This window comes from Kluyvera ascorbata, from assembly GCF_023195735.1.
GTDB classification, from domain to species: Bacteria; Pseudomonadota; Gammaproteobacteria; order Enterobacterales; family Enterobacteriaceae; genus Kluyvera; species Kluyvera ascorbata.
The window spans coordinates 2323219-2347915 of record NZ_CP096201.1 but is presented as its reverse complement, the minus strand read 5'-3'; the positions used below and the strand labels follow the sequence as shown (position 1 = coordinate 2347915).

The window sequence follows — 24697 nt, the reverse complement described above, 5'->3', positions numbered from 1 at the left end:
GGCCGGGGCCTTCACATTTCCTCCATTTTTTATTGGTCAACTAAGGCCATTACACAAAAGCAATGTATGGAGTACATGATGAAACAAATTATTGCACTGTCTGCAATCCTGGCTATGGGTCTGTGTTCAACCGCTTTCGCAGCTGATCATCAGGAACCACCAAAAAAACCACCTGTAGAACAGCAGCATAATGGTCAGCCGCCGCATGACAACAAAGGCCCTCAGCACGATGGCAAAGGTCAGCAGCACGACGGCAAAGGTCAGCCCCCGCGCGACCAAAAAGGCCAACAGCACGATGGCAAAGGCCAGCCGCCGCACGACAATAAAGGCCCGCAGCATGATGGCAAAGGCCAGCCGCCAAAACACGACGGCGACAACAAACTGCCACCAAAAGACGGGCAGCATGACTAAATAAAAAAGGCCGGAATTTCCGGCCTTTTTTTAGCATTGTTGCTTCCCCACTATTTACGACGCGGCAGCGTTTTCAGCAAATCATCCGGGCTCACCGACGCCACTACGCTCCCTGGCAGCGGCATCTTCAGAATGTGATTTTTGATTTTGCCAATCACGTGCATTTCGCACGGACGGCAATCAAACTTCAGCGTCAGCACTTCATCACCGTTAACCAGCTGCATCGGCGTCGCCTTCCAGCTCTTGATAGAGCCTTTCGCCTGTTTCGGGCACAGATTGAACGCAAAGCGCAGGCAGTGTTTGGTGATCATCACCGGCACGTCACCCTTCTCTTCGTGCGCCTCATAGGCCGCGTCAATTAGCTGCACGCCATAGCGATGATAAAACTCGCGCGCTTTATGGTTGTAAACGTTGGCCAGGAAATTCAGATGACTTTCCGGGTAGACCGGCGCCGGGTTCGCCACCGCTTTACGGCTACCGCGCACGTAAGCCGCCAGACGCGCGTTGTCGAGCATTTCCACGGTCTCGCGGCGCAGCTGGTTCAGCATACTGTTTGGCACAAACAGCGCTTCCGGCAACATCACCTCAACGCCGCGCGGGTAATAAATGGTCTGACCCAGTTTCGCAATCCCGTCCTGAAGCTGGCTCAGCGCTTTATCAGCGTTATTGGCGGCAGCAAACTCACCGTCTAAGGTATTCGTGATGCTAACGCCGTCTTCGCTGGTCATCGTCAGCACCAGCTGTTCCTGCCAGCCGGAAAGCTCGATATCCACCGCAATACGGCGCTCGCTGGACGTTTTCAGCAGCGCCTGCTGCCAGTTGTGGTCCAGGTTGCGGTTAAGCACCTGATGCGGACGTACTTTATAGAGGTCAGCTGGCATCTCATTCGGCCACACGCGATAGCGATTTTCGCCGATTTTCACTACCGTGTTGGCACGAAAGCCCACCACTTCACGCTTAATCAACACGTTCAACCCATCGCCATTAGCCAAGGGCTCGCTCACTTCTACGTCGAGGGTCTCTTTATTGACCTTCAGCACTTCCCCGACCGGCAGACCGACAAATTTCGGTGAGTCAAACGCACCAATATTCATCTGACGCTGGTTAACGAAATAGTCGGTGCTGCCGCGATGGAAGGTTTTGTCCGTTGATGGCACGAAGAAATGCTCAGTGCGACCGGCAGAAGCACGGCCCAAATCGCCGCGTTCTTCAATAATCGTATCGAGCATCTGGCGATAGTGCGCGGTGATATTCTTCACGTAGCTCATGTCTTTATAGCGCCCTTCAATCTTGAAGGAACGCACGCCCGCGTCAATCAACGCGCCGAGGTTGGCGGTCTGATCGTTATCTTTCATCGACAGCAGGTGTTTTTCAAACGCGACCACCCGCCCCTGATCGTCTTTCAGGGTATACGGCAGACGACAAGCCTGTGAGCAGTCGCCGCGGTTGGCGCTGCGCCCGGTCTGAGCGTGTGAAATGTTGCACTGGCCGGAATACGCCACGCACAGCGCGCCGTGAATAAAGAACTCGATGGTCGCGTCGGTCACGTCGTGAATGGCTTTGATCTGCTGCAAATTCAGCTCGCGCGCCAGCACTATCTGGCTGAACCCAACGTCAGACAGGAATTTCGCTTTCTCAACGGTGCGAATATCGCACTGGGTGCTGGCATGCAGTTCAATGGGCGGCAGGTCGAGCTGCATAATGCCCATATCCTGCACAATCAGCGCATCAACGCCAGCGTCGTACAGGCTGGTAATCAACTTCTGCGCGGGTTCAAGCTCATCATCATGCAAAATAGTGTTGAGCGTAATAAAGATTTTAGCACCGTAGCGATGGGCAAACGGCACCAGCGCGGCAATATCCTGCAGGCTGTTGCTGGCGTTGTGGCGTGCGCCAAAGCCTGGGCCGCCGATATACACGGCATCGGCACCATGAAGAATCGCTTCGCGAGCAATTGCAGTGTCGCGAGCCGGGCTAAGGAGTTCAAGAAGGGCATTCTGCTGGCGCATACGGTCGAGGTTATCCAGTCGGGTCACAAAATGGCGGCTATTGTAGCCAGAAGCCGCGGCGGACGAAAACAGTTTCCAGCGCTTGTGCGCCACGGTTAGCAAAATTTCAGTAACCTATTGCCGAAATGGGTATTTCTGCTTTCGACATCAGTCAGTTAGAGTCATTTCCGTATTCCGGACTTTCCTCGTAACGGCCACGTTATGGTTCATTGTCATGATTTGCCGCAGGCCTGCCTGCGGCGTTTTCTTTGGGATAATGAATAATAGAGTGGAAATGCGCGACCTGCTCGCCGCTGTTGCGATACGCATGCGCCAGATCCCCGGCAAACCGCAGCCCTTCTCCGGCGTACAGCGTGCGCCATTCGCCCTCAATGCACATATCAAGCTGGCCGCTAATTACCACCACATGCTCAATCACCCCTTTTTCATGCGGGGTCGATTCGCTTAACGCTCCCGGCGCCAGGGTAATAGAAAAGTGGTCAAAGAAAAGTACCGGATCCCAGGGAAATACCGGCGTGACGACCATCGCCTGCTGCTGCGGGTCGAACGACTGTTCTGCGCCCGGCACTTCAGGCGTGATAAACACCGAGAACGGCACGTTCAGGCCGGTCGCAATTTTCCACAGCGTTGCGACTGTTGGGCTGGATTCGTTGCGTTCGATTTGCCCCAGCATCGCCTTCGAGACCCCCGTCTCTTCCGCGAGTTTAGATAGGCTCCAGCCACGCTGCTGACGTAAGGATTTGAGCGTCGCTGCCAGGTGTTGCGCAATATTCATTCCACCTCCATTTTCTTCCATCGCCGAAGTATACCCCACGCTGCCTGCGACGTTTTAGCAAATCATAACCGACTGTTGTGCGCTATAGCGCACAATGCTACATTAATTGGATGTTATAACGCACAAGAGGCTTTTATGCGAACCGCTTTCGTTCCTTTCCCCACCGTGCTGGCCGGTTTTATTGCCGTGCTGGTCGGCTATGCCAGCTCTGCAGCAATCATCTGGCAGGCCGCCGCAGCGGCGGGCGCAACATCAATGCAAATATCTGGCTGGATGACCGCTCTCGGTCTGGCGATGGGCATCAGCACGCTCGCGCTGACCCTGTGGCGAAAAGTGCCGATTTTAACCGCCTGGTCAACGCCCGGCGCGGCGCTTCTGGTGGGTGGTTTACAGGGGGCGACGCTCAACGACGCGGTAGGCGTTTTCATTTTTGCCAACGCGTTGATTGTTATCTGCGGCCTGACCGGTTGGTTTGCCCGCTTGATGAAGCTGATTCCGCATTCGCTGGCGGCGGCCATGCTGGCCGGTATTTTGCTGCGTTTCGGTCTGCAGGCATTTGCCACATTGCAGGGACAGCTGGTGCTGTGCGGCAGCATGCTGGTAGGTTGGCTGCTGTTTAAAGCCCTTGCGCCGCGCTACGCGGTTGTCGCGGCGCTGGCGGTGGGTATCGTGATGGCGGCTTTAAAAGGTGACATTGTCACTCATTCCTTGAGTCTGGCCGTGGTCGTCCCGCAGTTTATTACCCCACACTTTTCCCTAACCCAACTGTTGAGCATCGGTATTCCCTTTTTCCTCGTGACGATGGCGTCGCAAAATGCGCCAGGGCTTGCCACGCTTCAGGCCTCTGGATATCACGTTCCGATTTCGCCGCTGATTGTGGTCAGCGGCGCATTTGGCCTTTTGCTGGCACCGTTCGGGGTGTACTCCGTCTGCATCGCCGCCATTACCGCCGCCATCTGTCAGAGCCCGGATGCTCACCCCGATCCGCTCAAACGTTGGCAGGCGGCCGCCGCCGCGGGGGTTTTCTATCTGATTGCCGGGGTCTTTGGCGGCTCCATTACCGCGCTGATGTCAGCGCTACCGACGGTGTGGATCCAGATGCTGGCAGGACTGGCGCTGCTCGGTACGCTGGGAGGAAGCCTGTTTCAGGCATTGAATAACGATAGAGAACGCGACGCAGCCATGGTCACCTTTCTGGTCACCGCCAGCGGGATAACGCTGGCGGGCGTGGGGTCGGCGTTCTGGGGGTTAGTGATTGGCGGCATCAGCTTCGCGCTGTTATCCCGCAAGACCCGCGCGTAGTTGTGACGGCGTCATGCCATTCACCGCTTTAAAGCGATTGCTGAAATGGCTGGCGGAGCTAAACCCACAGCACAGGGCAATATCGGTCAGGGATTGCGTGGTGTAGCGCACCATCTGCTGCGCGCGATCCATCCGGCGCTGCATCACGTACTGATGCGGTGCCAGGCCTACGCTCTGACGGAACATGCGCGCAAAATGGTATTCGCTTAGGGTCGCCTGCGCGGCGAGGTCGGCAAGAGTCAGCGCTGAAGAGAGATGGGCGTCGATATAGTCGAGCGTATTACGCAGTACCACCGGAGCCAGCCCGCCGGTTACCGTAGGTAGTCGCCACTGTACGTTGGCGTGATGCTGGATGAGATGCGTCAGCAACAGGGTGCTGGCACTGCTCAAAGCAAGCTGGTTAGCGGGCTGCTGCCAGTCATAGCCCAGGAGGAACTGGCGGTACAGTAGCGTTATTTTCGGGTCGTCGCCAAAAATGTGTTCGTCGAGCGTTAAGGTCGCTGGGCTGCGATCCCACACCTGCTCGCCCACCTTACGCAAATGCTCATCGGTGCAATAGAGATGCACAAATGATAGATCGCCGCGGATATCCCACGTTGATTCCGAGTCTTTCGGCATCAGGCAGAAACGGTCTGGCCCCCCGCCATTCTTCCAGCCGTGCGGCGTTTTCTGATAGCTCTCGTAGCCATCTGCTACGTACAGACTAAGCGTGTGATGATCGCTCTTAACCGTCAGGTTATCGCATTTGTTATACCAGGCCGCCAGTTGGATCCCAGAGTTAAGCGCAACGGTTTCCCGCAGCTGTGCGTTCTGACTCTGTAATCTCTCAAAGGTTGCGTATGCCATTAACATATCTATCACGATTAACGATAGTGCCAGTCTAGGGGCTGTCGGCCGCAGAATCTAGCGTTCTGCGCGACCCGCTTGCAAAAAAACCGCAAGAATATGCAAGTCACCCGCAGCCTTCTGCAAGCGCCGGGATGTGCATCGCGTCACACTGGTTTTTTTATTGTTATTGATGCGAGGAACTATGAACGCGCTGCTCTATGCCCTGGTCGTTGTTATCTGGGGAACCACCTGGATTGCCATCTTTTTACAACAGGGCCCGGTGCCTGAGGCCGTTTCGATTTTCTGGCGCTTCGCCATTGCCAGCGTCACCATGATGACCATTTTGCTGTGCCTGCGTCGTTTACGTCCGCTGGCGCTACGCGACCACCTGTTCTGCATTCTGCAAGGCTGCTGCGTTTTCGGCTTCAACTTTCTGTGCTTCTACACGGCGGCAAAGTGGATTAATACCGGGCTGGAGTCGGTGATTTTCTCCATGGCGGTGCTGTTTAACGCCATCAACAGCTTTATCTTCTTCCGCCAGACGCCGCCAAAGCGCTTTTATCTGGCCGCCCTGCTAGGGCTGTGCGGCATTATCACCCTCTTCTGGGATGACCTGCGCGCAGTCGGCATGAGCAGCACGCTGCTGGCCGGGATTTTACTCAGCGCGCTCGGCACCTACGGCTTCTCGCTGGGCAACATGCTGAGCCTGCGCCACCAGCGGCGTGGGCTGGAAACGCTGACCACCAATACCTGGGCAATGCTGTACGGTACGATAATCGTTGGCGTTATCGCCCTACTGCGCGGCGATGATTTCACGCCGCAGTGGACGGTGAGCTACATGGGCGCGCTGTTCTATCTGGCGATTTTCGGTTCGGTGATTGCCTTTGGCGTCTATTTCACCCTGGTCGGGCGTATCGGTGCCAGCAATGCCGCTTACAGCACGCTGCTGTTCCCGCTGGTCGCGCTGACGCTGTCGACGATGTACGAAGGCTATCAGTGGCACGCGAACGCGGTTCTCGGACTGGTGCTGATTCTGCTGGGGAACCTGGTGATGTTTGCCAAGCCAGAGATGTGGCGCGTGCCGTTTTTAAGTCGGGCGTGATCCCGGCGTCGCTTTGCTCGGCCGGGCTACAATATCGCAGTTTGTATCACACTGTATCCGGCCCCTTCCCGGATACAGTGGCTGGCAAAATTCAAGAATTCCCACACATCCTCGACACTTCAGATTGTTTTTATTATCTGGTCGCGATAGCCACCTATACTTCGTTCGCTATCGTTTTTGATTTGATGATATCAAGCCTCTGTCCAGGAGAAATTCATGAACGCTTCAGCCTCTAACGTATCCCGCTTTCACCGTCTGTGTCTGGCCTCTGTGTTGATGGCCTCCGCGATTCCCGCGCTGGCAGCAACCGACTACGCCAACGATTTTAAAACGGTCCATCAGATTCACGCTGGCGTGCTCGACGTCGGCTACGTCGATATTGGCCCCCGCGACGGACAGCCGGTCATTTTGCTACACGGCTGGCCGTACGACATCAACAGCTATGCTGAAGTCGCACCCGCGCTCGCCAGCAAAGGCTTTCGCGTGATTGTTCCCCATCTTCGCGGCTACGGCACCACCCGATTTCTCTCTGCCAGCACCCCGCGTAACGGCCAACCTTCCGCGATGGCGGCCGATATTGTGGCGCTGATGGACGCACTGAACATTAAACAGGCGGATTTCGCGGGATACGACTGGGGCGCACGCACGGCTGATATTGTTGCGGCACTGTGGCCGGAACGCGTGAAATCACTGGTTTCCGTGAGCGGCTATCTCATCAGCAGCCAGAAAATCGGCGAGCAGCCGCTGCCGCCGAAAGCGGAACTCCAGTGGTGGTATCAGTTTTATTTCGCCACACCGCGCGGCCAGGCGGGCTACGCCAAAAACACCCACGACTTCGCCAGACTTATCTGGCAGCAGGCCTCACCGGACTGGAAATTCAGCGATGAGACCTTCAATACCAGCGCCAAATCGCTGGATAACCCGGACCACGTGGCGATAACGATAAATAACTATCGCTGGCGTCAGGGGCTGGAAAAAGGCGAAGCAAAATACGATAAATATGAGCAGAAGCTGGCGACGCTGCCGCCCATTACCGTACCGACCATCACCATTGAAGGCGGTAACAACGGCGCACCACACCCGGACCCAAAAACCTATGCGTCGCACTTTACCGGCAAGTATGAGCACCGTACTTTTGGTGCCCATGTCGGTCATAACCCGCCGCAAGAAGATCCAACTGATTTTACGACCGCGGTCATCGATGCCGATAAGCTGTAGCGTCACCGTGGCCCCTTAGCCCTTTGTGGAGAATGCATGGAACATATCGACAATATCCTGGTGGTGGACGACGACCACGACATCCGTGAACTGGTCGTCGACTACCTGATTAAATCAGGCTACCGGGCAACAGGGGCCAGCAACGGCAAGGCGATGCGCGCCTATATGGGCGGTAATCAGGTGGATTTAGTGGTGCTGGATATCATGATGCCCGGCGACGACGGGCTGACGCTGTGCCGCCAGCTACGTAACGATCGCCAGAACGTGCCGGTGCTGATGCTCACCGCCCGCGGTGATGATGCAGACCGCATTCTGGGGCTGGAGATGGGCGCGGACGATTATCTGGTGAAGCCGTTTGTCGCCCGCGAACTGCTGGCGCGTATTAAAGCGATTCTTCGCCGCTATCGTGCCCTGCCGCCCAATTTGCAGATTAGCGAAACCGGGCGTCTGATTGCCTTCGGCGATTGGCAGATCGATACCACCGCCAGACACCTGATAGACAATAGCGGACTGGTGGTGGCGTTAAGCGGCGCGGAGTACCGTCTGCTGCGGGTGTTTGTCGATCATCCGCAACGGGTGTTAAGCCGCGACCAGTTGCTCAGCCTGACCCAGGGGCGCGACGCAGAGCTGTTCGAACGCTCAATCGATCTTCTGGTCAGCCGCCTGCGCCAGCGCCTGAACGATGACGCTCGCGAACCGGCGTATATCAAAACCGTGCGCAGTGAAGGCTATGTGCTGGCAATGCCGGTGGAAATTAGGGAACACCACGAATGAGGCTATGGCCGCAATCTTTGCTTTATCGGCTGGTGTTGATCGTGCTTGGCGGCCTGCTGCTGGCCAATAGTCTGACGCTGTCGCTGCTGCTGTACGAGCGAATGAGCAGCGCGCGCAGCGTGATGCTCAATACCCTGGAGAACGATGTTGCCACCAGCGTCGCCATCCTCGACCGCCTGCCCGCAAGCGAACGTCAAGCCTGGCTTCCCCATCTGGCGCGCGGCAACTATCAGTACCTGACTACGGCAGGTGAATCGGGGCCGGCACCCACCGGCTGGCGAACGCGCGGCATTGTCGAGACGCTTAACAATGCGCTGGGAAATAAGTATTCACTGACGGTAAGCCACCTCCCCGGCCCGCGTGAGCATATTCAGGCTCACCTACGCCTCAGTGATGGCAGCCCATTAACAATTGATATGCATCCGCAGCTTCCGGCGCTTGCCCGCTGGCTCCCCATCGTACTGGTAGCGCAACCCCTGCTACTGCTGATTTTCGCCTGGCTTGCCGTACGCCAGGTTGTTCGCCCACTGGGGCAGTTTACCCGCGCGGTAGAGACCCTCGAGCCCGCCTCCGACAGTCCGCAACCGATGAACGAGCACGGCCCTCTGGAGGTACAACAGACGGCACGAGCCTTTAACGCCATGCAGGCGCGGATCCAGCACTATCTCAAAGAGCGCACGCACATTCTTGCCGCCATCTCTCACGACCTGCAAACGCCAATCACGCGCATGAAATTGAGAGTCGAGATGGCGCAGGAACCGGCGTTACAGGACAAGCTAATGCAGGATCTGGATGCCATGACGCGTCTGGTGCGCGAAGGCATTGCTTATGCGCGCAGCACCGAAAGCGTTCAGGAGCCAAGCCAGCGCCTCGACCTTAACGCGTTTCTCGACACCCTGGTATGCGACTATACCGATACCGGGCATCCGGTAACGTACCGCTCTCCGGGCACGCCGATGGCGCTCACCACCTTCCCTCAGGCGCTACGGCGCGTGGTCACGAATCTCGTCGATAACGCGCTGAAGTACGGCGAATCAGCGCAATTAACGCTTCAGCAGGTCGATGACCATTGGCTGATCATTGATATTGCGGACAACGGGCCCGGTATACCAGACCATGAACTGGACGCCGTGCTGCAACCGTTTTACCGGCTGGAGTCTTCGCGCAACCGCCACACCGGCGGCACCGGGCTGGGGCTTGCTATTGCCTCGCAGCTGGCGGTACGTTTACAGGGTAAGCTCAGCCTCAGCAACCGTCCGCAGGGTGGCCTGTCGGCGAAACTGCAGCTGCCTTTGTATCTTCATGTATCTGCGCCATCCAACGACATGTAAGCAGACAAAACGGCCTTTTGCCGACACATTCCCACGACACCGGTACGATTAAATCATCTCATCGCCTGCCAGCCAGGCATCGTTAAGATGAGGTGATTTATGACCCGGTTCAGACAGTTTTTCTTCGGCTTTGCTGCCACCACCTTACAGGCGGCTGCCTGCGCCGCCGCCGATAGCCAGACGCTACGCACGGCACTCACAGGCAGCAGCATCCCCACGAATGCCGTACAAACCGCCGACCAACCGGCTCGTGTTCGTAACGTACGAGGAGGTGTCTGATGGCTATTATCATCGCGTTTCTCGGCGGGATGTTAACGCTGCTAAGCCCCTGCACGCTGCCGGTGATCCCCTTCCTGTTTGCCAGCGTGAAAGGCCAGAAGCGACATCTTTTCGCTATGCTCGCGGGTATGGTTGTGATGTTTACCGTACTGTCGCTGCTGGTGACGGTTGCCAGCGCCTGGGTCGTACACGTGGCGCAGGCAGGCCGCTGGTTGGCGCTCGTCTTTCTTGGCACGGTGGCGCTATCGCTTATATCCCCGCGCATCGCCCAGCGCCTGATGGCTCCGGCGGTGCGATTAGGAAACCGGGTAAACGACAAAAGTCTGAGCCGTCGCGGCGTGATGGCTGCATTGTTGGCAGGCATTGCAACCGGACTTTTATGGGCGCCATGTGCAGGCCCGGTGCTGGGCGCTATCCTGAGTCTTGGCGTTGTTCAGGGCAGTAGCGCCTCCAGCGGCGTGCTCCTCGCCGCCTACGGGAGCGGCTGTGCCGCCATGCTGGGGCTGCTTTGGCTTGGCGGGCAGCGCGTGCTGCATTGGTTACGCAACAGGACAGCCGTGATCGAGCGCCTGAAACAGTTGGCCGGAATGACGATGCTGGCGTCGGTGGTGCTGATTGCATCCGGCACCACCAGCGTACTGCAAGGCGCGACGGGTCTCTCGGCGCAGCTTGAGCAGCATCTGGTCAGTTGGCTTCCTGTCACCCCGGTGAAGCTTCAGCCGGTCGCCGATAGCGCCCTGCCGCCGCTGGACGGCGGTACCGGTTGGATCAACAGCCCCCCTCTCTCCAGCGAGTCGCTCAAAGGCAAAGTGGTACTGATAGATTTCTGGACCTTCGACTGTATTAACTGCCAGCACACGTTGCCACACGTGCGTGAGTGGGCGGAAAAATATCGGCCGCAGGGTCTGGAGGTCATTGGCGTACATACGCCGGAATATCCACATGAGAAAAACGTCAACGCGGTGCAAGACGCGGTAAAAAAATGGCACATCACCTATCCCGTCGTCACCGACAATAATTACCAAATCTGGAGCGCTTTTGGGAATCAATACTGGCCAGCGCACTATCTTTTCGACGCGCGAGGTCAGTTACGATATACCTTCTTCGGTGAGGGAAATTATTCGGAGCAAGATGCGGTGATTGCCGCGCTTTTAAAAGAAGCAAAAATCTGAATAAATAAAATAAGGGCGGCACCTGAGTGTCGCCCTCTATTATTCATCACGCCAAAGTAAAATTATTTCTGCGATGGATCGAATTTAACCGCATCAATCGCCATATCATCAATCACCTGTTTCAACGTATCCAGCGTCAGCTGAGCGTTGGAGTTAGACAGGTCTTTACCTTCGCCTTTACGCACCACTTTAATGACCGGCTTGTTGGTCGCCGCATCAATCAGCTCACCTTCAAAGTAGAGGTTGGTATTCATAGTGCGGTGGCCAGTGGCGGCTTCAGTACCCGCAACCACCATCGCGATTGGAATCACTTCATAGAACTGCAGGCCTTCTTTGCTGGAGTCAACGGCGGTAATCGCGCCGCGGAAGATCAGGCTATGTGGGCCAGCGGTGGTTGCCAGCGGCTTACGCTCGCTGATGGCTTTTTTCAGTTCGGTGTTGGTGTAGTTCAGAATGTCGGTCAGCGCTTTCTGCCCAACCTGGGTCGTCGGCTTCGGTACCGGATAATACGTTACCGGGTTGTAGACGACGTTCGCGTAGTTAGCCGGGTTGTAGTCCGGAGAGATCCAACGCAGTTCCGTTTTTCCTGACGCCGTTGTTGCTTCCTTCAGGCCAGAATAGTCTTTTAAAAATCCTGAGTATTGCTGAGGAGTTGTGGTCTTTGATGCACAGCCTGCTAATGCCAGAACGCCCACGAGGGCCGCCGCTTTGAAAAACGCTTGAGTACGCATGAGAATAATCCCTGATAAATGCACAAATGCCAGTAAGTTATAGCAAATGAATCAGGAGTTTGTCGCGGCAAAAATAGAGAGTGCTCGCATTATTCAAAAATAACATTCACAGCATAACGGGCTTGCGCCCGTTATATAAATATTAATTATGAATTCTTACGTGCCAGCATCGTAGCGAAGCGTAATTTAATACGATTGCCGTTTTCGTCGGTACGATGAAGTTCGCCGACATCCTCGTTATATTTCAGCAAATCCCACCCTTCATAATAGTTTTTCAGCTCACCGGCTTTAAACGCAAACGGGAAACCGACCGTGCAAGGGAAATCATCGGTATCCATCGCGGCAACGATCAGGTTGTAGCCGCCCGGTTTGGTGCAGCGCTGCATATTCGGGATCAAGCGCGGAATGGTGTTCGCATCAAGGAACATCATCACCACCGTCGATAGAATAAAATCGTACTCACCGTCAAAGGTCAGCGTATTCAGGTCCTTCACCGCCGCCTGTAGATTTTCCAGCCCTTCAGACTCACGAATCGAGAGCAGATTCTGAATGCTCATCGGATTCTTGTCCCACGCCGTGACGTCATAGCCGTTCGCTGCCAGATAGAGGCTGTTACGCCCGTTGCCACAGCCAAGATCTAACGTTTTACCTGGTTTAATCAGCGACGCCGCGTGAAGCACATCGGAATGGGTGCGGGTCAGGCCATATTTTTCGGTGAAGTAGTTTTCGTCACGAGTTGTCATTGTTCATCCTTCGGTTTCATCAGTGTTGACCGCGCAACACGGGTCAAAAGTTTACCCTGAAGCAGCAATAGCAGCGTTTTAATCAGCAGCAGGCCGATCACGATATTGGTGAATATAAACAGCGGCAGCGCCAGGTTATGGAAAAAACCAGAACCGCTGGCGTGCCCAAGATGCAGCCCGGTGGAGGCCAGTGCGGAAATACCGAACGAGAAGCTCCAGAACGAGGCGTTAAACGCCTGGCGCAGATACCAGGGCATCAGGCGCAGCATAAACAATAGCTGCAATAGCCCGTAGCCGAACAGCATTTTGGCGAACACATCCGCATGACCGCCGTTGATGCTCAGCCACGCATTACAGGCCACCAGCGCCGGAGCCAATTGAATGCCAAGTGAGGTACGTAGCGGTACGGAGAGCACGCCGCCGCTGCGTAAACGCTGGACGATGGCTGGCTCAAGAGTAATCCACGAGATAACCCCGGCACCAAGAAACACCAGCCCGGCATCGTTAAAGCCCAGCGCGCCGCAGGCCATTGCGCTAATAAAGTTGTTAGCCACAGTAGGGAGATAGAGCCCCGGGGTTGTCGCATCCGCAGGATGCTCCCCTCGCCACAGTCCGGCGGTTTGCCAGGCGGCGTAACCGAGCTGCAACGTCACCCCGATACAAAACAATGCCAGCGCCAGCGGTCTTACCCACGGCGTTACGCCAATCGACACCAGCATGGTGGTGGCCGGAAACAGGCTGACAAAGCTGCTGGCAATGGGATGATTCATCTCCTGCCAGATGCTGTACGGAAAGCGCACCGCACGCGTCAGAAAAGCCAGCGTCAGCAAGCTCCACATCATGATGGCAAGTACCACCAGCGCATCGCCAATATAATGACTCACCGGCATAATCGTGCTGGCATAACGCCAGGCAAAGCCCATACCAATGGTGCCCAGTACCATCCCAAAGTAGCCTACGGGCAGATTAAGGACCCGTGCTTCATTATCGTTATTATGCATTTAGTTTAATTAATCAAATTTAGTTAAGTTGCATTTTAAATGATTCTTTTATGCCGCGCTAGCGCGAAAAGGAAGTATAGACGAACTTCAGTCCGTGAAATCCCCGCTCATATTTCACTTCTGCCGCGCATAGAGATAAGCCGTGGCTCGGGATATTCCCAGATGCTGCGCCACTGTCTCCATCGACTTACGTAGCTCAAGCAATCCTTCCGCTCGCAGCGCCTGAATCACCGATTTTCGGTCATCAGGGCTCAGCGCGCGTGCGGTCGTGGCCCGCTTCGCGGCGAAACGGTCAATCCGCAGGCGGATGGTCTCAAGCCCCGACGGCTCAAGATGCTCTTCTACCGGGGCGTTCTCCACCGAGGTAAACTGCGCCAATGCGCTTTGCATTCCGCGAAACAGCGTCATGTCGACGTTCAGGCACAGCGCCGCAACGTACTGTCCCGAGGTATCTTTAATACCAATAGAGGTGCTTTTCACCGGGCGACCATCAGCAAACTGATTCGCGTAGTTGGCAACCAGCGCCGGGAAGTCCGGTGAGGAGATACGCGCAAGCCCCATTTCCGTCGTGGGTTCGCCCACCTTACGACCGGATAAATTATTGTGGATCGCCAGTATCGAGTGTTCCGGGTGCGTCAGGTCATGCACCACCACTTCACAAAACGGCGCAAAGGTGTCGCTGAGCCCTTTTGCAATGGTCTCAATCTGCTTTAGCAGGGAGTGGTCATCATGATTTGCCATCGGTTGCGCCTTGTCTTCCATAAGATGATGCCGCCTGTCAGGACAGGCGACTCGATGCTAGCCCGCCAGCAAAGCGGCATAGCGGCTGATATCCACATTGCCACCGCTGACGATAATGCCCACCTTCTTACCTTGTAACGCAGCTTTTCGCGCCCGCGCGGCGGCAAATCCCAGGCACCCGGTTGGCTCAACCACCATTTTCATGCGCTCAGCGAAGAAGGTCATCGCCGCGATCAGTTCATCATCGCTGGCCGTCAGAATGTCATCAACATTCTGCTGAATTAACGGGAAGGTGATCGCCCCAAGATGCTGGGTCTGTGCGCCGTCGGCGATGGTTTTAGGGGTGTCGATATGAACAATCTTTCCGCTGCGAAACGATTGCTGACCGTCATTCCCCGCCTCTGGCTCAACGCCGTAAATGGCGCATTCCGGCGACAAATGACGAGCCGCCAGCGCAGAACCCGAAAGCAGCCCACCGCCGCCAAGGCAGACAAACAGCGCATCCAGTGGGCCGACTTCTTCAATCAGCTCTTTAGCCGCTGTCCCCTGACCGGCAATCACGTGTGGATGGTCATACGGCGGGATCAGCGTCAGGCCGTATTTTTGCGCCAGGTCACGGCCAATTTGCTCTCGGTCTTCGGTATAGCGATCGTAAGTGACAACCTTAGCGCCATAGCCCTTCGTCGCGGTCACCTTAACCGCAGGAGCATCCAGCGGCATCACGATGGTGGCCGGAATGCCTAGCAACTTCGCCGACAGGGCAATTGCCTGCGCGTGGTTGCCGGATGAAAACGCTACGACCCCTGCCGTACGCTGGGCAGGCGTAAACTGCAGCAGCGCATTCATCGCTCCGCGAAATTTGAACGCCCCCATACGCTGAAAGTTCTCACATTTGAAAAAGACTTCAGCACCAAACGCCTCATTAACCGTCCGTGAGGTCATCACCGGTGTTCGGTTCGCGTAGCCCGCAATGCGTTCTGCCGCGGCCACTACGTCGCCGTAATCAGGGAGCTTTTGTTCACTCATTTCATCACCTCAATACACTTTGTATTAAATAATACTATTCGTTTAACTGTGGGTTATACACCGGTTCGCTCGCGATTCACAATGGTTTGCTACATTTACTCTATCTGCATACCTGTGAGGCCATCATGAAAAAATACCGTCTCAGCGATGAAACGCGCAGCGTTCAAATTGGCGAACCCGGCGCCAGAGAGAGCGTGGTGGTACGCCAGATTATTGCCCTACAGGATTTTGCCGATGTCAGCGCTGGCAGCCTCGGAGGCTGGGTAGAAAACGAGCTGTCGCTCAGCCACGATGGTGAATGCTGGATCTACGATCAAAACAGCCTGGTGTACGCCGGGGCCCGGGTCACCGAAAACGCCAGAATTACGCAACCCTGCGAAATTAGCCATCAGGCAGAAGTTGGCGGTAACGCATGGGTGCAAGCCAGCCGCATCAGCCATTACGCTAGAGTCAACGGCGATGCGGCCGTACATGATTCCCAGGTTCATGGCCACTGCCATCTGTTCGGCTATGCCTACATTGCGGAACAGTCGCAAATTGTCGGGGCCAGAGGGTTAACCGCCGATAGCGAGCAACTCCTGCAAATCTACGACGCCGCGCAGCTTCGCCACTGCCGGGTAGTGCATCAGGCGCAAATCTTCGGCAAAGCCATGCTGATTCATGCCTTTGTTGAACACCGTGCAGAAATCTTCGATAGCGCTCGTCTGGATGGGAATGAGGAGAACAACATTTGGGTGTGCGACTGCGCTAAAGTTTACGGCAATGCGCGCATTATCGCCGGGCGCGGCGAAGATGAGATCCCAACGATTCGTTACAGCTCGCAGGTGGCTGAACATGCGGTAGTAGAAGGTAATTGCGTGCTGAAGCACCACGTGATGGTTGGCGGCAACGCGCGCTTACAGGGCGGGCCGATATTACTCGACGATCACGTGCTTATTCAGGGCGATGCGCGGGTGATTGGCGATGTGCTGATCGAGTATCACATTGATATCACCGATAGCGTGGTGGTGGAGGCTTTGCCTGGAGAGGCGATCCATCTGCGCGGGCGTAAAGCACTGACCGGGGCGCAGCATATTACCCGCACCCCGCTGTTTGGCGCGCTATAGCGCCGCGTCGTCAACAATCAGGGCATAAATGTTCTGGTCGTAATAAACACCGTTGAGAAACTCGGCCTGGCGCAAGCACCCTTCCAGCGCAAAGCCATTGCGCAGCGCGACTTGATTGCTGCGCAGGTTATCGACCCGGCACTTAATGACGAAGCGGCGAATCTCGCCGCGTTCGGCATAGTAGCGAACAAACGCCTGTAGTGACGCCGACAAAATCCCTTTCCCCTGCGCGTCTTCATCCAGCCAATAGCCGATATAACCCGTTTTGTTTGAGGGTTCAATCTGGTTAAAAGACAGGACGCCAGCCATCGTATCATCGACAAAAATCAGGAACATTTTGGCGATACCGCGCTGGTGCAGCATCATATTACCCTGCACGTTCTGGCGAGAATCCTGTTCACTGTTGACGAACTGCGGCCAATTCAGCGTTTGCTGTAGCCAGACTTTATTACGCATCACCAGTTCAAAGAGACCGGTAACGTGGCTTTCATTCACCGCATGAAGGGTAACGGTGTCATTGACGGTGATAATTTCAGCGGTAGTCATTCTGGTGCCTCAATTGGCGGAAGTCGAGTAGGCCTGATAAGCGCAGCGTCATCAGGCATAACGGCGCAGAGTGCCGGATGGCGGCTATGCCTTATCCGGCCTACACGATGACAGGCAAATTATTTCATTACGCGGTCATCAACATACTGACGTTTATCCGGCGCTGGCGGGAAGTACTGATACAGCCAGGTTTCACTGATGGCATCGCCACGACAGCGCAGGAACAGGCGCATATCTACCGGGTCGGTGGAATCAGAGGTTGGATACCAGTCGAAGAGAATGCGATAGCCGTCGAACGGTTCAACGTAGAGGATCTCAATCTGCTTAGCCTCCCCGCTGGAGAGCGTAATGACCGGTTCGATCCCTTTCGGTGCAGCGGCTTTGAGGTCGCCACCAACAAAATCGATAGCGAAGCGACGGGACCATTTTTCCGGGTAATGCTCGCCCGGTGCCCAGCCTTCCGGGAAGCTTCCCATACCGGTGCGGGTAGCCAGCACGCGCGCCAGCGGGGAACGTACCGGCGGCATTGCGCTCCAGTATAAGCGGTAGCTGAAGTTCAGCGTATCGCCCGCCTTCATCGGTTTTTCCGGCTGCCAGAAGCAGACGATGTTATCGAGCGTTTCGCCGGTGGTAGGGATTTCCATCAGGCTGACGGCCCCTTTACCCCACTGATTACGCGGCTCCACCCACAGGCTTGGACGTTTATTGTACCAACCCATGACGTCCTGATAGTGGGTGAAATCGCGGTCGAGCTGCAGCAGCCCGAAGCCTTTCGGGTTTTTGTCCTGGTAGGCGTTGAACTGTAGCTTCTGCGGGTTGTTCAGCGGACGACACACCCATTCACCGTTGCCAAGCCACATCGCCAGACGATCGGAGTCGTGGATTTGCGGGTGGATGGTGTCGCAGACCCGGCGCTCGTTGTTGCCGCAGCTGAACATACTGGTCATTGGCGCAATGCCGAGCTGCTTGATGTCTTTACGCGCATAGATATGGTTCTCCACATCCATGATCACCTGTGCTTTTTCGCAGTGCACGACGAATTTGTACGCTCCGGTGACGCTGGCGCTATCCAGCAGCGCGTACACGGTAAAGGAGGTATCGCCCGGCTTCGCGGTTTCAAACCAGAAAGAGGTGAAGTCCGGGAACTCTTCCAGCGAGTCGGTATAGGTATCAATCGCCAGGCCGCGCGCGGACAGGCCGTACTGATAGGTGCTGTCTACCGCACGGAAGTAGCTCGCCCCAAGGAACGCCACGATATCGCGGCGCGCCAGTTCCGGCGCTTTAAACACGCGGAAACCGGCGAAACCGAGGTCGGTCTGCCCTTCCAGCTGTTTGGTGTCTACGCCAGCATTGTTGTACTGGAACAGTTCCGGGCGGAAGTGAATTTCACGCGCCTGATGACTTGACGGGTCCAGCGAGAACATCCGTACGCGACGGCGGAAGCCCATCCCGACATGGAAAAACTGCACGTCCAGCTGGCGCTCTTTGACGTTGTTCCACAGCGAATGTTCAGCGTCATACTGAATGCTGTTGTAGGCCTGCGGCGTCAGGTTAGCCAGGGTATCCGGCAGCGGGCGCGGCGCGCCGCTCCACGGCTGGCGGGAGAGATCGTGCGCCATAGATTGCAGTACGCCGAAATCAAAGCGACGCGTCTGGCCGTCGGCAATGCCGGAGTCCTCTGCCATCGCGGCCTGGGAGAATAGCGATGCGAAACCGGAAGTTCCGCACACGGCGGCAACAGCCATTGAAGATTTAAGAAAGTGTCTGCGGTTCATGCCTGGCAAAGCGTCCTTTTAAAGTCGGAATGCTGCAAAATAAAAACGGCGTTATTGCCGCCCACTCTAGACAAAATTGATTGATAATCCAATTGCTAGCGCAACAAAATCTGTCAATCCAGACTCACATGATGCTTCATGACGCGTTTGAACAGCGCCAGCCGCGCGCGCATAAAGCGATTTTCCACGTGGAACCCGGCGTGCTTGCGTAAGCCAATGCGCAAAAGCCGGTCGCGACCGCGCATGCAGGCGGGCCAGCGCACCGGTCCCGGCAGCACGGTATGGCGCGCGTTGGCATCACGGGCGAAGCTGACCCAGTAGTCCGCCACCTGAGACGCCACCTTGAGATCGCGCGGCGTAGCGTACTCGCGCGAGGGCATGATTTGCCCCAGCGTGTCGAAGACATAGGGCACCTCATTGCCGTGCCACGCGCCGTGATAATAGGTGTCGTGTTCGGCTTCGGCGACGTAATCAAACCAGTAACGCCAGCAGGGTTGATTCACTCGCTGTTGCGCCTGCATCACCACATAGCCCAGGGTCGTGAACGCCATATCCCGGCAGACCTGACGGCCCAGCTCTTCATCACCTTTCACCCCCGGATAGAGCAGCTTGATAAGTCCCAGCCCCAGACGGCGCTCGCGGCGAAGTTTCTGAATTTCGCCCGCCAGGTCCACGCCAAATACCGCCATCACGCTAGCTTCATCACTGTTGGAACCCACTATCACCGGCATGACGTGCTGTTTCCCGGCGAAGAAAACGTCGAGCATCGGCTGCGGCAGCACGGAGTCGCCGACGATGGGCGCGGGGCCAATATTATGGGGTGCGGTCAGCGGCCAGAATGCCTCGGCGGGAATATCACGCAGATCTTGTGCTGACGCATTCGGCAGATTGAAATGTTCGGCCAGTCGCTCACCGCGCGCTAGCGCCACGTCGCGCGGTTGGTCGGGCAAGGTATAGCCGCTTTGAATGATAGCTTTATGGAACAGCCCCACGGCTTTCGGGGAGGTCATCAACGACAGCACGCTGCGCGCGCCTGCCGACTCACCGAATAACGTGACGTTGTCACGATCGCCGCCGAAGGCTTCAATGTTTTCCTGCACCCAACGTAGCGCGGCAACCTGGTCCATCAGACCAAAATTGTAGAGCCGTTCGCCGTCTTCCCCGTCAAGAGCCGGATGGGCAAAGAAGCCGAGGTGGCCCAAACGATAGTTGAGCGTAACGACAATCACGTCGCGTCGAGCCAGCGCTTTACCGTCGTAAGGCGGTAGCGCGCCTGCACCAATGGTAAAACCACCGCCGTGCAGCCAGACCATCACCGGCAGCGGCCTCTGACGTTTAGCGGGGGACCAGACGTTAAGGTAGAGGCAGTCTTCAGAAAAGCGGCCGGGGTCACCGCCGCCAAGTTCCTGGCAGTACTCCGCGCTCTGCCAACTGGCAGCGGAAAAGGCATTCGCCTGACGCACGCCCTGCCAGGGCGTCACCGGCTGTGGCGCACGCCAACGGAGCGGGCCCACCGGCGGTGCCGCGTAAGGAATACCGCACCACAGATGGGTATCACCTTCGACTACGCCCGTTAACGTCCCTTGTCTGGTTTCCACCTGAATTGCGGCACTCTGCATTGATTCTCATCCTTTTTCTCTTCACTCCTGTGCAGAGTACCCGTTTCAGAGCAGACCGCAACGCCGTTTACTGCGTAGAGAAGCCTCCTCATACAAACTGAATTCGTCCAGTACCTGTCGGCCAAGCGCCGTTTCAAAGGCATCGCGACTAGCATTGCCCTGCGTGCGTGTTTGCGCGTCACCGCCCAGGTTCGACTGGAAAATCCCGGCGGCGCTCACCGGCAGAAAATCTTCATAGGTGATGGGCTGGGCGATAATCCAGCCGCGTTCGATAAACGGCTGAGGATCATCGCCTGGGTGAATCGCCTGGCGGTGGGCGTCACCTGTCGGCGTTAGGCGATAGCGGAACCAGGCAAGCCCCTGCTGGCGCAGTAAGAACTCGCTATCCGGGAACGCTTTGAATACCTCTTGCAGATGCTGCTGATGAGTCAGGTTATCTTTGCCAACCCCCGCCTCGCTGAGCAGTTTGTCATACAGCGCACGGCCCTTAGGCGTTAACGCCACCCCACGCTGTTCAATTTCGCCAAAGCGCGCGGTGTGCGTGCCGTTCGACTCCCCGGCAAACTGCACAGGCTCTTCCAGCGCTTTAAAGCTGGTCTGGCGGAGTAGTAACGGCACCGCCCGGCGCGGCGGCCCTTCAATTACTGCTTTGGGCTCAATACCGTAATCGGACATCAGTTCCTGCACGCGATCGATATCCAGCGTCCGCGGCGTGAGATGGTTAATGTGGCAGCCGGGGAAACAGACCACATCGGCAATCAAGCGATGCTGTTGGTTCAGCGCCTGATAGGTCTCCTGGTCAACGGTGGTATGCCGATGCCAGCGGAAGGTTTCCAGCGCTTCCCGCACGAACTCCTGCGCCTGCTGAGCGGTGAATCCGCCCTGCTCATCATGCAGATTCATCAGCGCCCGGCAGCGCGGCGTGAAGATATCGCGCTCGGCTAAGATCTTTGCCGCTTTCTGGCGCAGATTCGGGTCGTCGATAAGCTCAAGACGTAATAAAGAGGTAAAAATACGAAACGGATTACGCTGTAACGCCGCATCGTCCACCGGCCGAAAGGCGGTCGAGTGTACCGGAACGTTCGCCACCGACAGATCGTAATAGCCCACCGGCTCCATTCCCATTATGGCGAACATCCGGCACAGCGTGGCAAGTTCTTCTGCCGTACCCACTCGGATCGCGCCGTGACGTTCAACATTAAGTCGCGCGAGCTCATCCGCATTGGCCAGCTGTTCATACAGACGCGTGTTATTTTCCAGCACGGCCAGGTTTACGTCAGCCACTAATGCCAGCAGGGTTCCATATTGCGGAACTTCTTGCTGATACATTGCCGACATTGCTTGTGAAAATTCCTCACGAATATCATCCGCCGAAAGGGTGTGCGCCATGATGCCTTGCCTCCTGTGAATATATTTGCAGTGTAGGAAAGGCCATGACGCTATGCGGTAAGAATTTACAAACTGTGATCGCGGCAACTGACTGAACTTATTGAGTGAATGGTTCTGATTACATAACCCAGGGTTATTAAAAATATACCTTAAATTCACTTTAAATTAACAAAACATTTACACACACTGTCTGTGGCAATAATAAAATACCCTACACGGAGCCACCTATGAGCACAAAATGGTCACCGCAAGAAGTGATTCACCGGGATTACAACAATCATCCCCCAGCCCACGCGCCGGGCTATAAAACCAGCGTGCTGCGCTCGCCGCGCAATGCCCTTATCTCGCTGCAAAATTCGCTGTCAGAAATCACCGGCCCGGTCTTCTCCCAGCAGGATCTCGGCCCGCTGGATAACGATCTTATCCTCAACTACGCCAAAGACGGTTTGCCTATTGGCGAACGCATCATCGTTCATGGCTACGTGCGCGATGGCTTCGGCCGCCCGCTGAAAAATACGCTGGTTGAAGTGTGGCAGGCCAACGCCGGGGGCCGATATCGCCATAAGAAGGACCAGTATCTGGCTCCGATTGACCCCAACTTTGGCGGCTGTGGGCGCGTTCTCACTGATGAAAATGGCTATTACTTCTTCCGCACCATCAAGCCCGGCCCATATCCGTGGCGTAACCAGGTGAGCGACTGGCGTCCTTCGCATATTCACTTCTCTATTTTTGGCGAAGCCTTCGCCCAGCGCCTGATCACCCAGATGTATTTTGAGGGTGATCCGCTTATCAAGCAGTGCCCTATCGTCAAAACCATCAATAACGATGATGCCGTACGTACGCTTATCGCCGAGCTGGATACCCATGCTGCCGTACCGCTCGACTGTCTGGCCTATCGTTTCGATCTGGTGCTGCGCGGCCAGCGCGCCACGTTGTTTGAAAATCGTACTCAGGGGGCTGCACGATGAAAGACTATTTACCGGAAACGGCGTCACAAACCGCCGGCCCTTATGTGCATATTGGCCTAGCGCCGGATGCCGCAGGCTTCCATATTTTTGAGAAGAATTTTGGTTCAACCCTGACCAACAGCCACACGCCCGGAGAGCATATTGCCATCGAGGGGCGCGTGTTCGACGGCTCCGGCACACCGGTGCGCGATGTGCTGATTGAAATATGGCAAGCCAACGCCGCCGGGCGCTATAACCATGTCGCGGACCAACAGCACGAAAAAACGCTGGATGAAGATTTTCGCGGCTGGGGTCGCGCCTGCTCCAACTTCGATAGCGGCGTCTGGCGTTTTGATACCGTTAAGCCGGGACAAGCGGTCGGCCGCGATGGGCGCATGATGGCACCGCACGTCAATCTGTGGATCGTGGCGCGCGGGATCAACATCGGTCTGAATACGCGGATGTACTTCCCAGACGAGCAAGAGGCAAACAGCAAAGATCCTGTGCTGAACCTGATTGAGTGGGAAGTGCGTCGCAAGACGCTGATTGCGCATAAAGAGACGCGCGGCAATGAGACGGTGTATCGGTTCGATATTTATTTGCAGGGCGAAAACGAAACGGTGTTTTTTGATCTGTAAGGTTAGTGCGCTTTGACCCGGCGTCGCATTTGTACTGCCGGGTTACCTATCGCAAAGTAGCCCGGCCGAGCGCAGCGACGCCGGGAACGTCTCTAATCCAACAAATCGCTTGTCTGTTAAACCGCACAAATGTTAATAATAATTTGCTAGCAAGTTATCAAATTTAAACAACATTACTTGTCACTCATGCCGCTCTGTTTTTAACATCGCTTATGGAAAAAAACGCACTCTTTAGTCAGCGCATTCGCCTGCGCCATCTGCACACATTCGTAGCCGTCGCCCAGCAAGGAACTTTGGGGCGAGCGGCTGAAACCCTTAATTTAAGCCAGCCAGCGCTCTCCAAGACGCTCAATGAACTTGAACAGCTAACCGGTACACGTCTCTTCGAACGTGGCCGTCTGGGGGCTCAACTCACCCTCGTGGGTGAACAATTTTTAACCCATGCCGTGAAGGTGCTTGATGCGCTAAATACCGCGGGTCAGGCGCTGACACGTAAAGAAGGTGTTAACAATGATGTTGTGCGCATCGGTGCCCTGCCCACCGCAGCGCTCGGCGTGCTCCCTGCCGTTATCGGACAATTTCATCAGCAGCAAAAAGACGTGACGCTTCAGGTCGCCACCATGAACAATACGATGCTGCTGGCGGCGCTGAAGTCCGGTGATATCGATCTGGGCATTGGTCGCATGTCCGACCCGGAACTGATGACCGGGTTGAACTATGAGCTGTTGTTCCTGGAATCATTGAAGCTGGTCGTCCGTCCCGACCACCCGCTGCTGCATGAAAATATCACTCTGAGCCGCGTGCTGGAGTGGCCGGTAGTGGTTTCACCGAAGGGTACCGTTCCCCGCCAGAATGCGGAAACGCTGCTCCAAAGCCAGGGCTGCAAAATGCCCGCAGGCTGCATTGAGACGCTTTCCGCGTCGCTCTCCCGCCAGTTGACGGTCGATTTCAACTATATCTGGTTCGTCCCTTCCGGCGCGGTGAAGGACGATTTGCGCCGCGGCGTGCTGACCGCCCTGCCGATTGCGACGCAGGGTCAGGGTGAACCCATTGGTATCCTGACGCGAGTGGATACCCCGCTTTCTTCCGGCGCGCAGACGCTATTGAGCGCAGTTCGCAAGTCAATGCCTTCCTGAAAAATCACCCGGGCCCGTCGCCTGGCGGGCTAAGTTCCTTCGTTTTTCCGCACCCTTTTACTATTGCTCTACGCAATTAATGCGAAATTATTTATTAA

The 24697-nt window shown here is 56.1% G+C and carries 24 protein-coding genes; 12 read left to right on the top strand and 12 right to left on the bottom strand.

Going from position 1 to position 24697, the window contains the following annotated elements:
* Positions 1 to 78: 78 nt before the first annotated feature.
* Positions 79 to 411, top strand: a complete 333-nt coding sequence (locus MY052_RS11065; RefSeq protein WP_248538809.1) for a hypothetical protein — start codon at positions 79 to 81, stop codon at positions 409 to 411.
* A 50-nt stretch (positions 412 to 461) separates the two neighbouring features.
* On the opposite strand, the gene MY052_RS11060 is transcribed toward MY052_RS11065, so the two are convergent.
* A complete protein-coding gene (locus MY052_RS11060) occupies positions 462 to 2420 on the bottom strand; it encodes a peptidase U32 family protein (protein ID WP_248538929.1) in 1959 nt (652 codons plus the stop codon).
* Positions 2421 to 2619: 199 nt separating this feature from the next.
* A complete protein-coding gene (locus MY052_RS11055) occupies positions 2620 to 3195 on the bottom strand; it encodes a helix-turn-helix domain-containing protein (protein ID WP_248538808.1) in 576 nt (191 codons plus the stop codon).
* Positions 3196 to 3330: 135 nt separating this feature from the next.
* Here MY052_RS11055 and MY052_RS11050 point away from each other — a divergent pair, with 135 nt between their 5' ends.
* A complete protein-coding gene (locus MY052_RS11050; protein WP_248538807.1) occupies positions 3331 to 4497 on the top strand; it encodes a benzoate/H(+) symporter BenE family transporter in 1167 nt (388 codons plus the stop codon).
* Here MY052_RS11050 and MY052_RS11045 read toward each other — a convergent pair.
* The gene (locus MY052_RS11045) at positions 4474 to 5343 is read right to left on the bottom strand and encodes an AraC family transcriptional regulator (protein WP_248538806.1); all 870 of its coding nucleotides are present in this window, start codon (positions 5341 to 5343) and stop codon (positions 4474 to 4476) included. The two genes, MY052_RS11050 and MY052_RS11045, sit on opposite strands and share 24 nt — an antisense overlap.
* A gap of 184 nt (positions 5344 to 5527) precedes the next feature.
* Between MY052_RS11045 and MY052_RS11040 the strand changes: the two genes are divergently transcribed.
* From MY052_RS11040 to MY052_RS11015, 6 genes are all read left to right on the top strand, one after another.
* Complete coding sequence (locus MY052_RS11040) at positions 5528 to 6427, top strand: DMT family transporter (RefSeq protein WP_035897251.1); 900 nt, start codon at positions 5528 to 5530, stop codon at positions 6425 to 6427.
* A 276-nt stretch (positions 6428 to 6703) separates the two neighbouring features.
* Positions 6704 to 7645 (top strand): alpha/beta fold hydrolase, encoded by a 942-nt coding sequence (locus MY052_RS11035; RefSeq protein WP_123652171.1) that lies wholly within the window; start codon positions 6704 to 6706, stop codon positions 7643 to 7645.
* A gap of 36 nt (positions 7646 to 7681) precedes the next feature.
* The gene (locus MY052_RS11030; RefSeq protein WP_248538805.1) at positions 7682 to 8419 is read left to right on the top strand and encodes a response regulator; all 738 of its coding nucleotides are present in this window, start codon (positions 7682 to 7684) and stop codon (positions 8417 to 8419) included.
* Positions 8416 to 9750 (top strand): ATP-binding protein, encoded by a 1335-nt coding sequence (locus MY052_RS11025; protein ID WP_248538804.1) that lies wholly within the window; start codon positions 8416 to 8418, stop codon positions 9748 to 9750. Before MY052_RS11030 ends, MY052_RS11025 begins: the two co-directional genes overlap by 4 nt.
* A 99-nt stretch (positions 9751 to 9849) precedes the next feature.
* Complete coding sequence (locus tag MY052_RS11020) at positions 9850 to 10029, top strand: hypothetical protein (protein WP_248538803.1); 180 nt, start codon at positions 9850 to 9852, stop codon at positions 10027 to 10029.
* Positions 10029 to 11201, top strand: a complete 1173-nt coding sequence (locus tag MY052_RS11015) for a cytochrome c biogenesis protein DipZ (RefSeq protein WP_248538802.1) — start codon at positions 10029 to 10031, stop codon at positions 11199 to 11201. The genes MY052_RS11020 and MY052_RS11015 overlap by 1 nt, the downstream gene beginning before the upstream one ends.
* 62 nt (positions 11202 to 11263) lie before the next feature.
* Here MY052_RS11015 and MY052_RS11010 read toward each other — a convergent pair whose 3' ends face one another.
* The 5 genes from MY052_RS11010 to MY052_RS10990 all read right to left on the bottom strand — a co-directional run bounded on the left by MY052_RS11010 (position 11264) and on the right by MY052_RS10990 (position 15443).
* Positions 11264 to 11932: a DUF3313 domain-containing protein gene (locus MY052_RS11010; protein ID WP_115074110.1), complete on the bottom strand. Its 669-nt coding sequence runs from the start codon at positions 11930 to 11932 to the stop codon at positions 11264 to 11266.
* A gap of 146 nt (positions 11933 to 12078) precedes the next feature.
* A complete protein-coding gene (tehB, locus tag MY052_RS11005; RefSeq protein WP_035893225.1) occupies positions 12079 to 12675 on the bottom strand; it encodes a tellurite resistance methyltransferase TehB in 597 nt (198 codons plus the stop codon).
* Entirely contained in the window at positions 12672 to 13676 is a 1005-nt protein-coding gene (gene tehA, locus MY052_RS11000) for a dicarboxylate transporter/tellurite-resistance protein TehA (protein WP_248538801.1), read from the bottom strand. The genes tehB and tehA overlap by 4 nt, the downstream gene beginning before the upstream one ends.
* A 114-nt stretch (positions 13677 to 13790) precedes the next feature.
* Positions 13791 to 14417, bottom strand: a complete 627-nt coding sequence (locus tag MY052_RS10995) for a helix-turn-helix transcriptional regulator (protein ID WP_035893232.1) — start codon at positions 14415 to 14417, stop codon at positions 13791 to 13793.
* 57 nt (positions 14418 to 14474) lie between these two features.
* Positions 14475 to 15443, bottom strand: a complete 969-nt coding sequence (locus MY052_RS10990; protein ID WP_248538800.1) for a threo-3-hydroxy-L-aspartate ammonia-lyase — start codon at positions 15441 to 15443, stop codon at positions 14475 to 14477.
* A gap of 125 nt (positions 15444 to 15568) precedes the next feature.
* Between MY052_RS10990 and ydcK the strand changes: the two genes are divergently transcribed.
* Positions 15569 to 16549 (top strand): YdcK family protein, encoded by a 981-nt coding sequence (ydcK, locus tag MY052_RS10985; protein ID WP_035893219.1) that lies wholly within the window; start codon positions 15569 to 15571, stop codon positions 16547 to 16549.
* Here ydcK and rimL read toward each other — a convergent pair.
* From rimL to hglS, 4 genes are all read right to left on the bottom strand, one after another.
* Entirely contained in the window at positions 16544 to 17095 is a 552-nt protein-coding gene (rimL, locus tag MY052_RS10980; protein ID WP_202217924.1) for a 50S ribosomal protein L7/L12-serine acetyltransferase, read from the bottom strand. The genes ydcK and rimL overlap by 6 nt on opposite strands.
* A gap of 119 nt (positions 17096 to 17214) precedes the next feature.
* Positions 17215 to 18870, bottom strand: coding sequence for a glucan biosynthesis protein D (locus tag MY052_RS10975; RefSeq protein ID WP_035893216.1), 1656 nt, complete (start codon positions 18868 to 18870; stop codon positions 17215 to 17217).
* Between the two features lie 113 nt (positions 18871 to 18983).
* Positions 18984 to 20489 carry a carboxylesterase/lipase family protein gene (locus MY052_RS10970; protein WP_248538799.1) on the bottom strand — a complete coding sequence of 502 codons (1506 nt, stop codon included), beginning with the start codon at positions 20487 to 20489 and terminating at the stop codon, positions 18984 to 18986.
* Between the two features lie 45 nt (positions 20490 to 20534).
* Positions 20535 to 21878: a 2-oxoadipate dioxygenase/decarboxylase HglS gene (gene hglS, locus MY052_RS10965; protein WP_202217922.1), complete on the bottom strand. Its 1344-nt coding sequence runs from the start codon at positions 21876 to 21878 to the stop codon at positions 20535 to 20537.
* A 227-nt stretch (positions 21879 to 22105) separates the two neighbouring features.
* On the opposite strand from hglS, the gene pcaH reads away from it, so the two are divergent.
* From pcaH to MY052_RS10950, 3 genes are all read left to right on the top strand, one after another.
* Complete coding sequence (gene pcaH / locus MY052_RS10960; RefSeq protein WP_035893211.1) at positions 22106 to 22846, top strand: protocatechuate 3,4-dioxygenase subunit beta; 741 nt, start codon at positions 22106 to 22108, stop codon at positions 22844 to 22846.
* Positions 22843 to 23463, top strand: coding sequence for a protocatechuate 3,4-dioxygenase subunit alpha (gene pcaG, locus MY052_RS10955; protein WP_035893209.1), 621 nt, complete (start codon positions 22843 to 22845; stop codon positions 23461 to 23463). The genes pcaH and pcaG overlap by 4 nt, the downstream gene beginning before the upstream one ends.
* Positions 23464 to 23675: 212 nt before the next feature.
* The gene (locus tag MY052_RS10950; protein WP_202217921.1) at positions 23676 to 24599 is read left to right on the top strand and encodes a LysR substrate-binding domain-containing protein; all 924 of its coding nucleotides are present in this window, start codon (positions 23676 to 23678) and stop codon (positions 24597 to 24599) included.
* Positions 24600 to 24697 lie beyond the last annotated feature (98 nt).

Coding starts and splice junctions, on each gene's coding strand:
- MY052_RS11065 (WP_248538809.1), top strand. CDS start 79: ATGAAACAAATTATTGCACTGTCTGCAATCCTGGCTATGGGTCTGTGT.
- MY052_RS11060 (WP_248538929.1), bottom strand. CDS start 2,420: ATGCGCCAGCAGAATGCCCTTCTTGAACTCCTTAGCCCGGCTCGCGAC.
- MY052_RS11055 (WP_248538808.1), bottom strand. CDS start 3,195: ATGAATATTGCGCAACACCTGGCAGCGACGCTCAAATCCTTACGTCAG.
- MY052_RS11050 (WP_248538807.1), top strand. CDS start 3,331: ATGCGAACCGCTTTCGTTCCTTTCCCCACCGTGCTGGCCGGTTTTATT.
- MY052_RS11045 (WP_248538806.1), bottom strand. CDS start 5,343: ATGGCATACGCAACCTTTGAGAGATTACAGAGTCAGAACGCACAGCTG.
- MY052_RS11040 (WP_035897251.1), top strand. CDS start 5,528: ATGAACGCGCTGCTCTATGCCCTGGTCGTTGTTATCTGGGGAACCACC.
- MY052_RS11035 (WP_123652171.1), top strand. CDS start 6,704: ATGGCCTCCGCGATTCCCGCGCTGGCAGCAACCGACTACGCCAACGAT.
- MY052_RS11030 (WP_248538805.1), top strand. CDS start 7,682: ATGGAACATATCGACAATATCCTGGTGGTGGACGACGACCACGACATC.
- MY052_RS11025 (WP_248538804.1), top strand. CDS start 8,416: ATGAGGCTATGGCCGCAATCTTTGCTTTATCGGCTGGTGTTGATCGTG.
- MY052_RS11020 (WP_248538803.1), top strand. CDS start 9,850: ATGACCCGGTTCAGACAGTTTTTCTTCGGCTTTGCTGCCACCACCTTA.
- MY052_RS11015 (WP_248538802.1), top strand. CDS start 10,029: ATGGCTATTATCATCGCGTTTCTCGGCGGGATGTTAACGCTGCTAAGC.
- MY052_RS11010 (WP_115074110.1), bottom strand. CDS start 11,932: ATGCGTACTCAAGCGTTTTTCAAAGCGGCGGCCCTCGTGGGCGTTCTG.
- tehB (WP_035893225.1), bottom strand. CDS start 12,675: ATGACAACTCGTGACGAAAACTACTTCACCGAAAAATATGGCCTGACC.
- tehA (WP_248538801.1), bottom strand. CDS start 13,676: ATGCATAATAACGATAATGAAGCACGGGTCCTTAATCTGCCCGTAGGC.
- MY052_RS10995 (WP_035893232.1), bottom strand. CDS start 14,417: ATGGCAAATCATGATGACCACTCCCTGCTAAAGCAGATTGAGACCATT.
- MY052_RS10990 (WP_248538800.1), bottom strand. CDS start 15,443: ATGAGTGAACAAAAGCTCCCTGATTACGGCGACGTAGTGGCCGCGGCA.
- ydcK (WP_035893219.1), top strand. CDS start 15,569: ATGAAAAAATACCGTCTCAGCGATGAAACGCGCAGCGTTCAAATTGGC.
- rimL (WP_202217924.1), bottom strand. CDS start 17,095: ATGACTACCGCTGAAATTATCACCGTCAATGACACCGTTACCCTTCAT.
- MY052_RS10975 (WP_035893216.1), bottom strand. CDS start 18,870: ATGAACCGCAGACACTTTCTTAAATCTTCAATGGCTGTTGCCGCCGTG.
- MY052_RS10970 (WP_248538799.1), bottom strand. CDS start 20,489: ATGCAGAGTGCCGCAATTCAGGTGGAAACCAGACAAGGGACGTTAACG.
- hglS (WP_202217922.1), bottom strand. CDS start 21,878: ATGGCGCACACCCTTTCGGCGGATGATATTCGTGAGGAATTTTCACAA.
- pcaH (WP_035893211.1), top strand. CDS start 22,106: ATGAGCACAAAATGGTCACCGCAAGAAGTGATTCACCGGGATTACAAC.
- pcaG (WP_035893209.1), top strand. CDS start 22,843: ATGAAAGACTATTTACCGGAAACGGCGTCACAAACCGCCGGCCCTTAT.
- MY052_RS10950 (WP_202217921.1), top strand. CDS start 23,676: ATGGAAAAAAACGCACTCTTTAGTCAGCGCATTCGCCTGCGCCATCTG.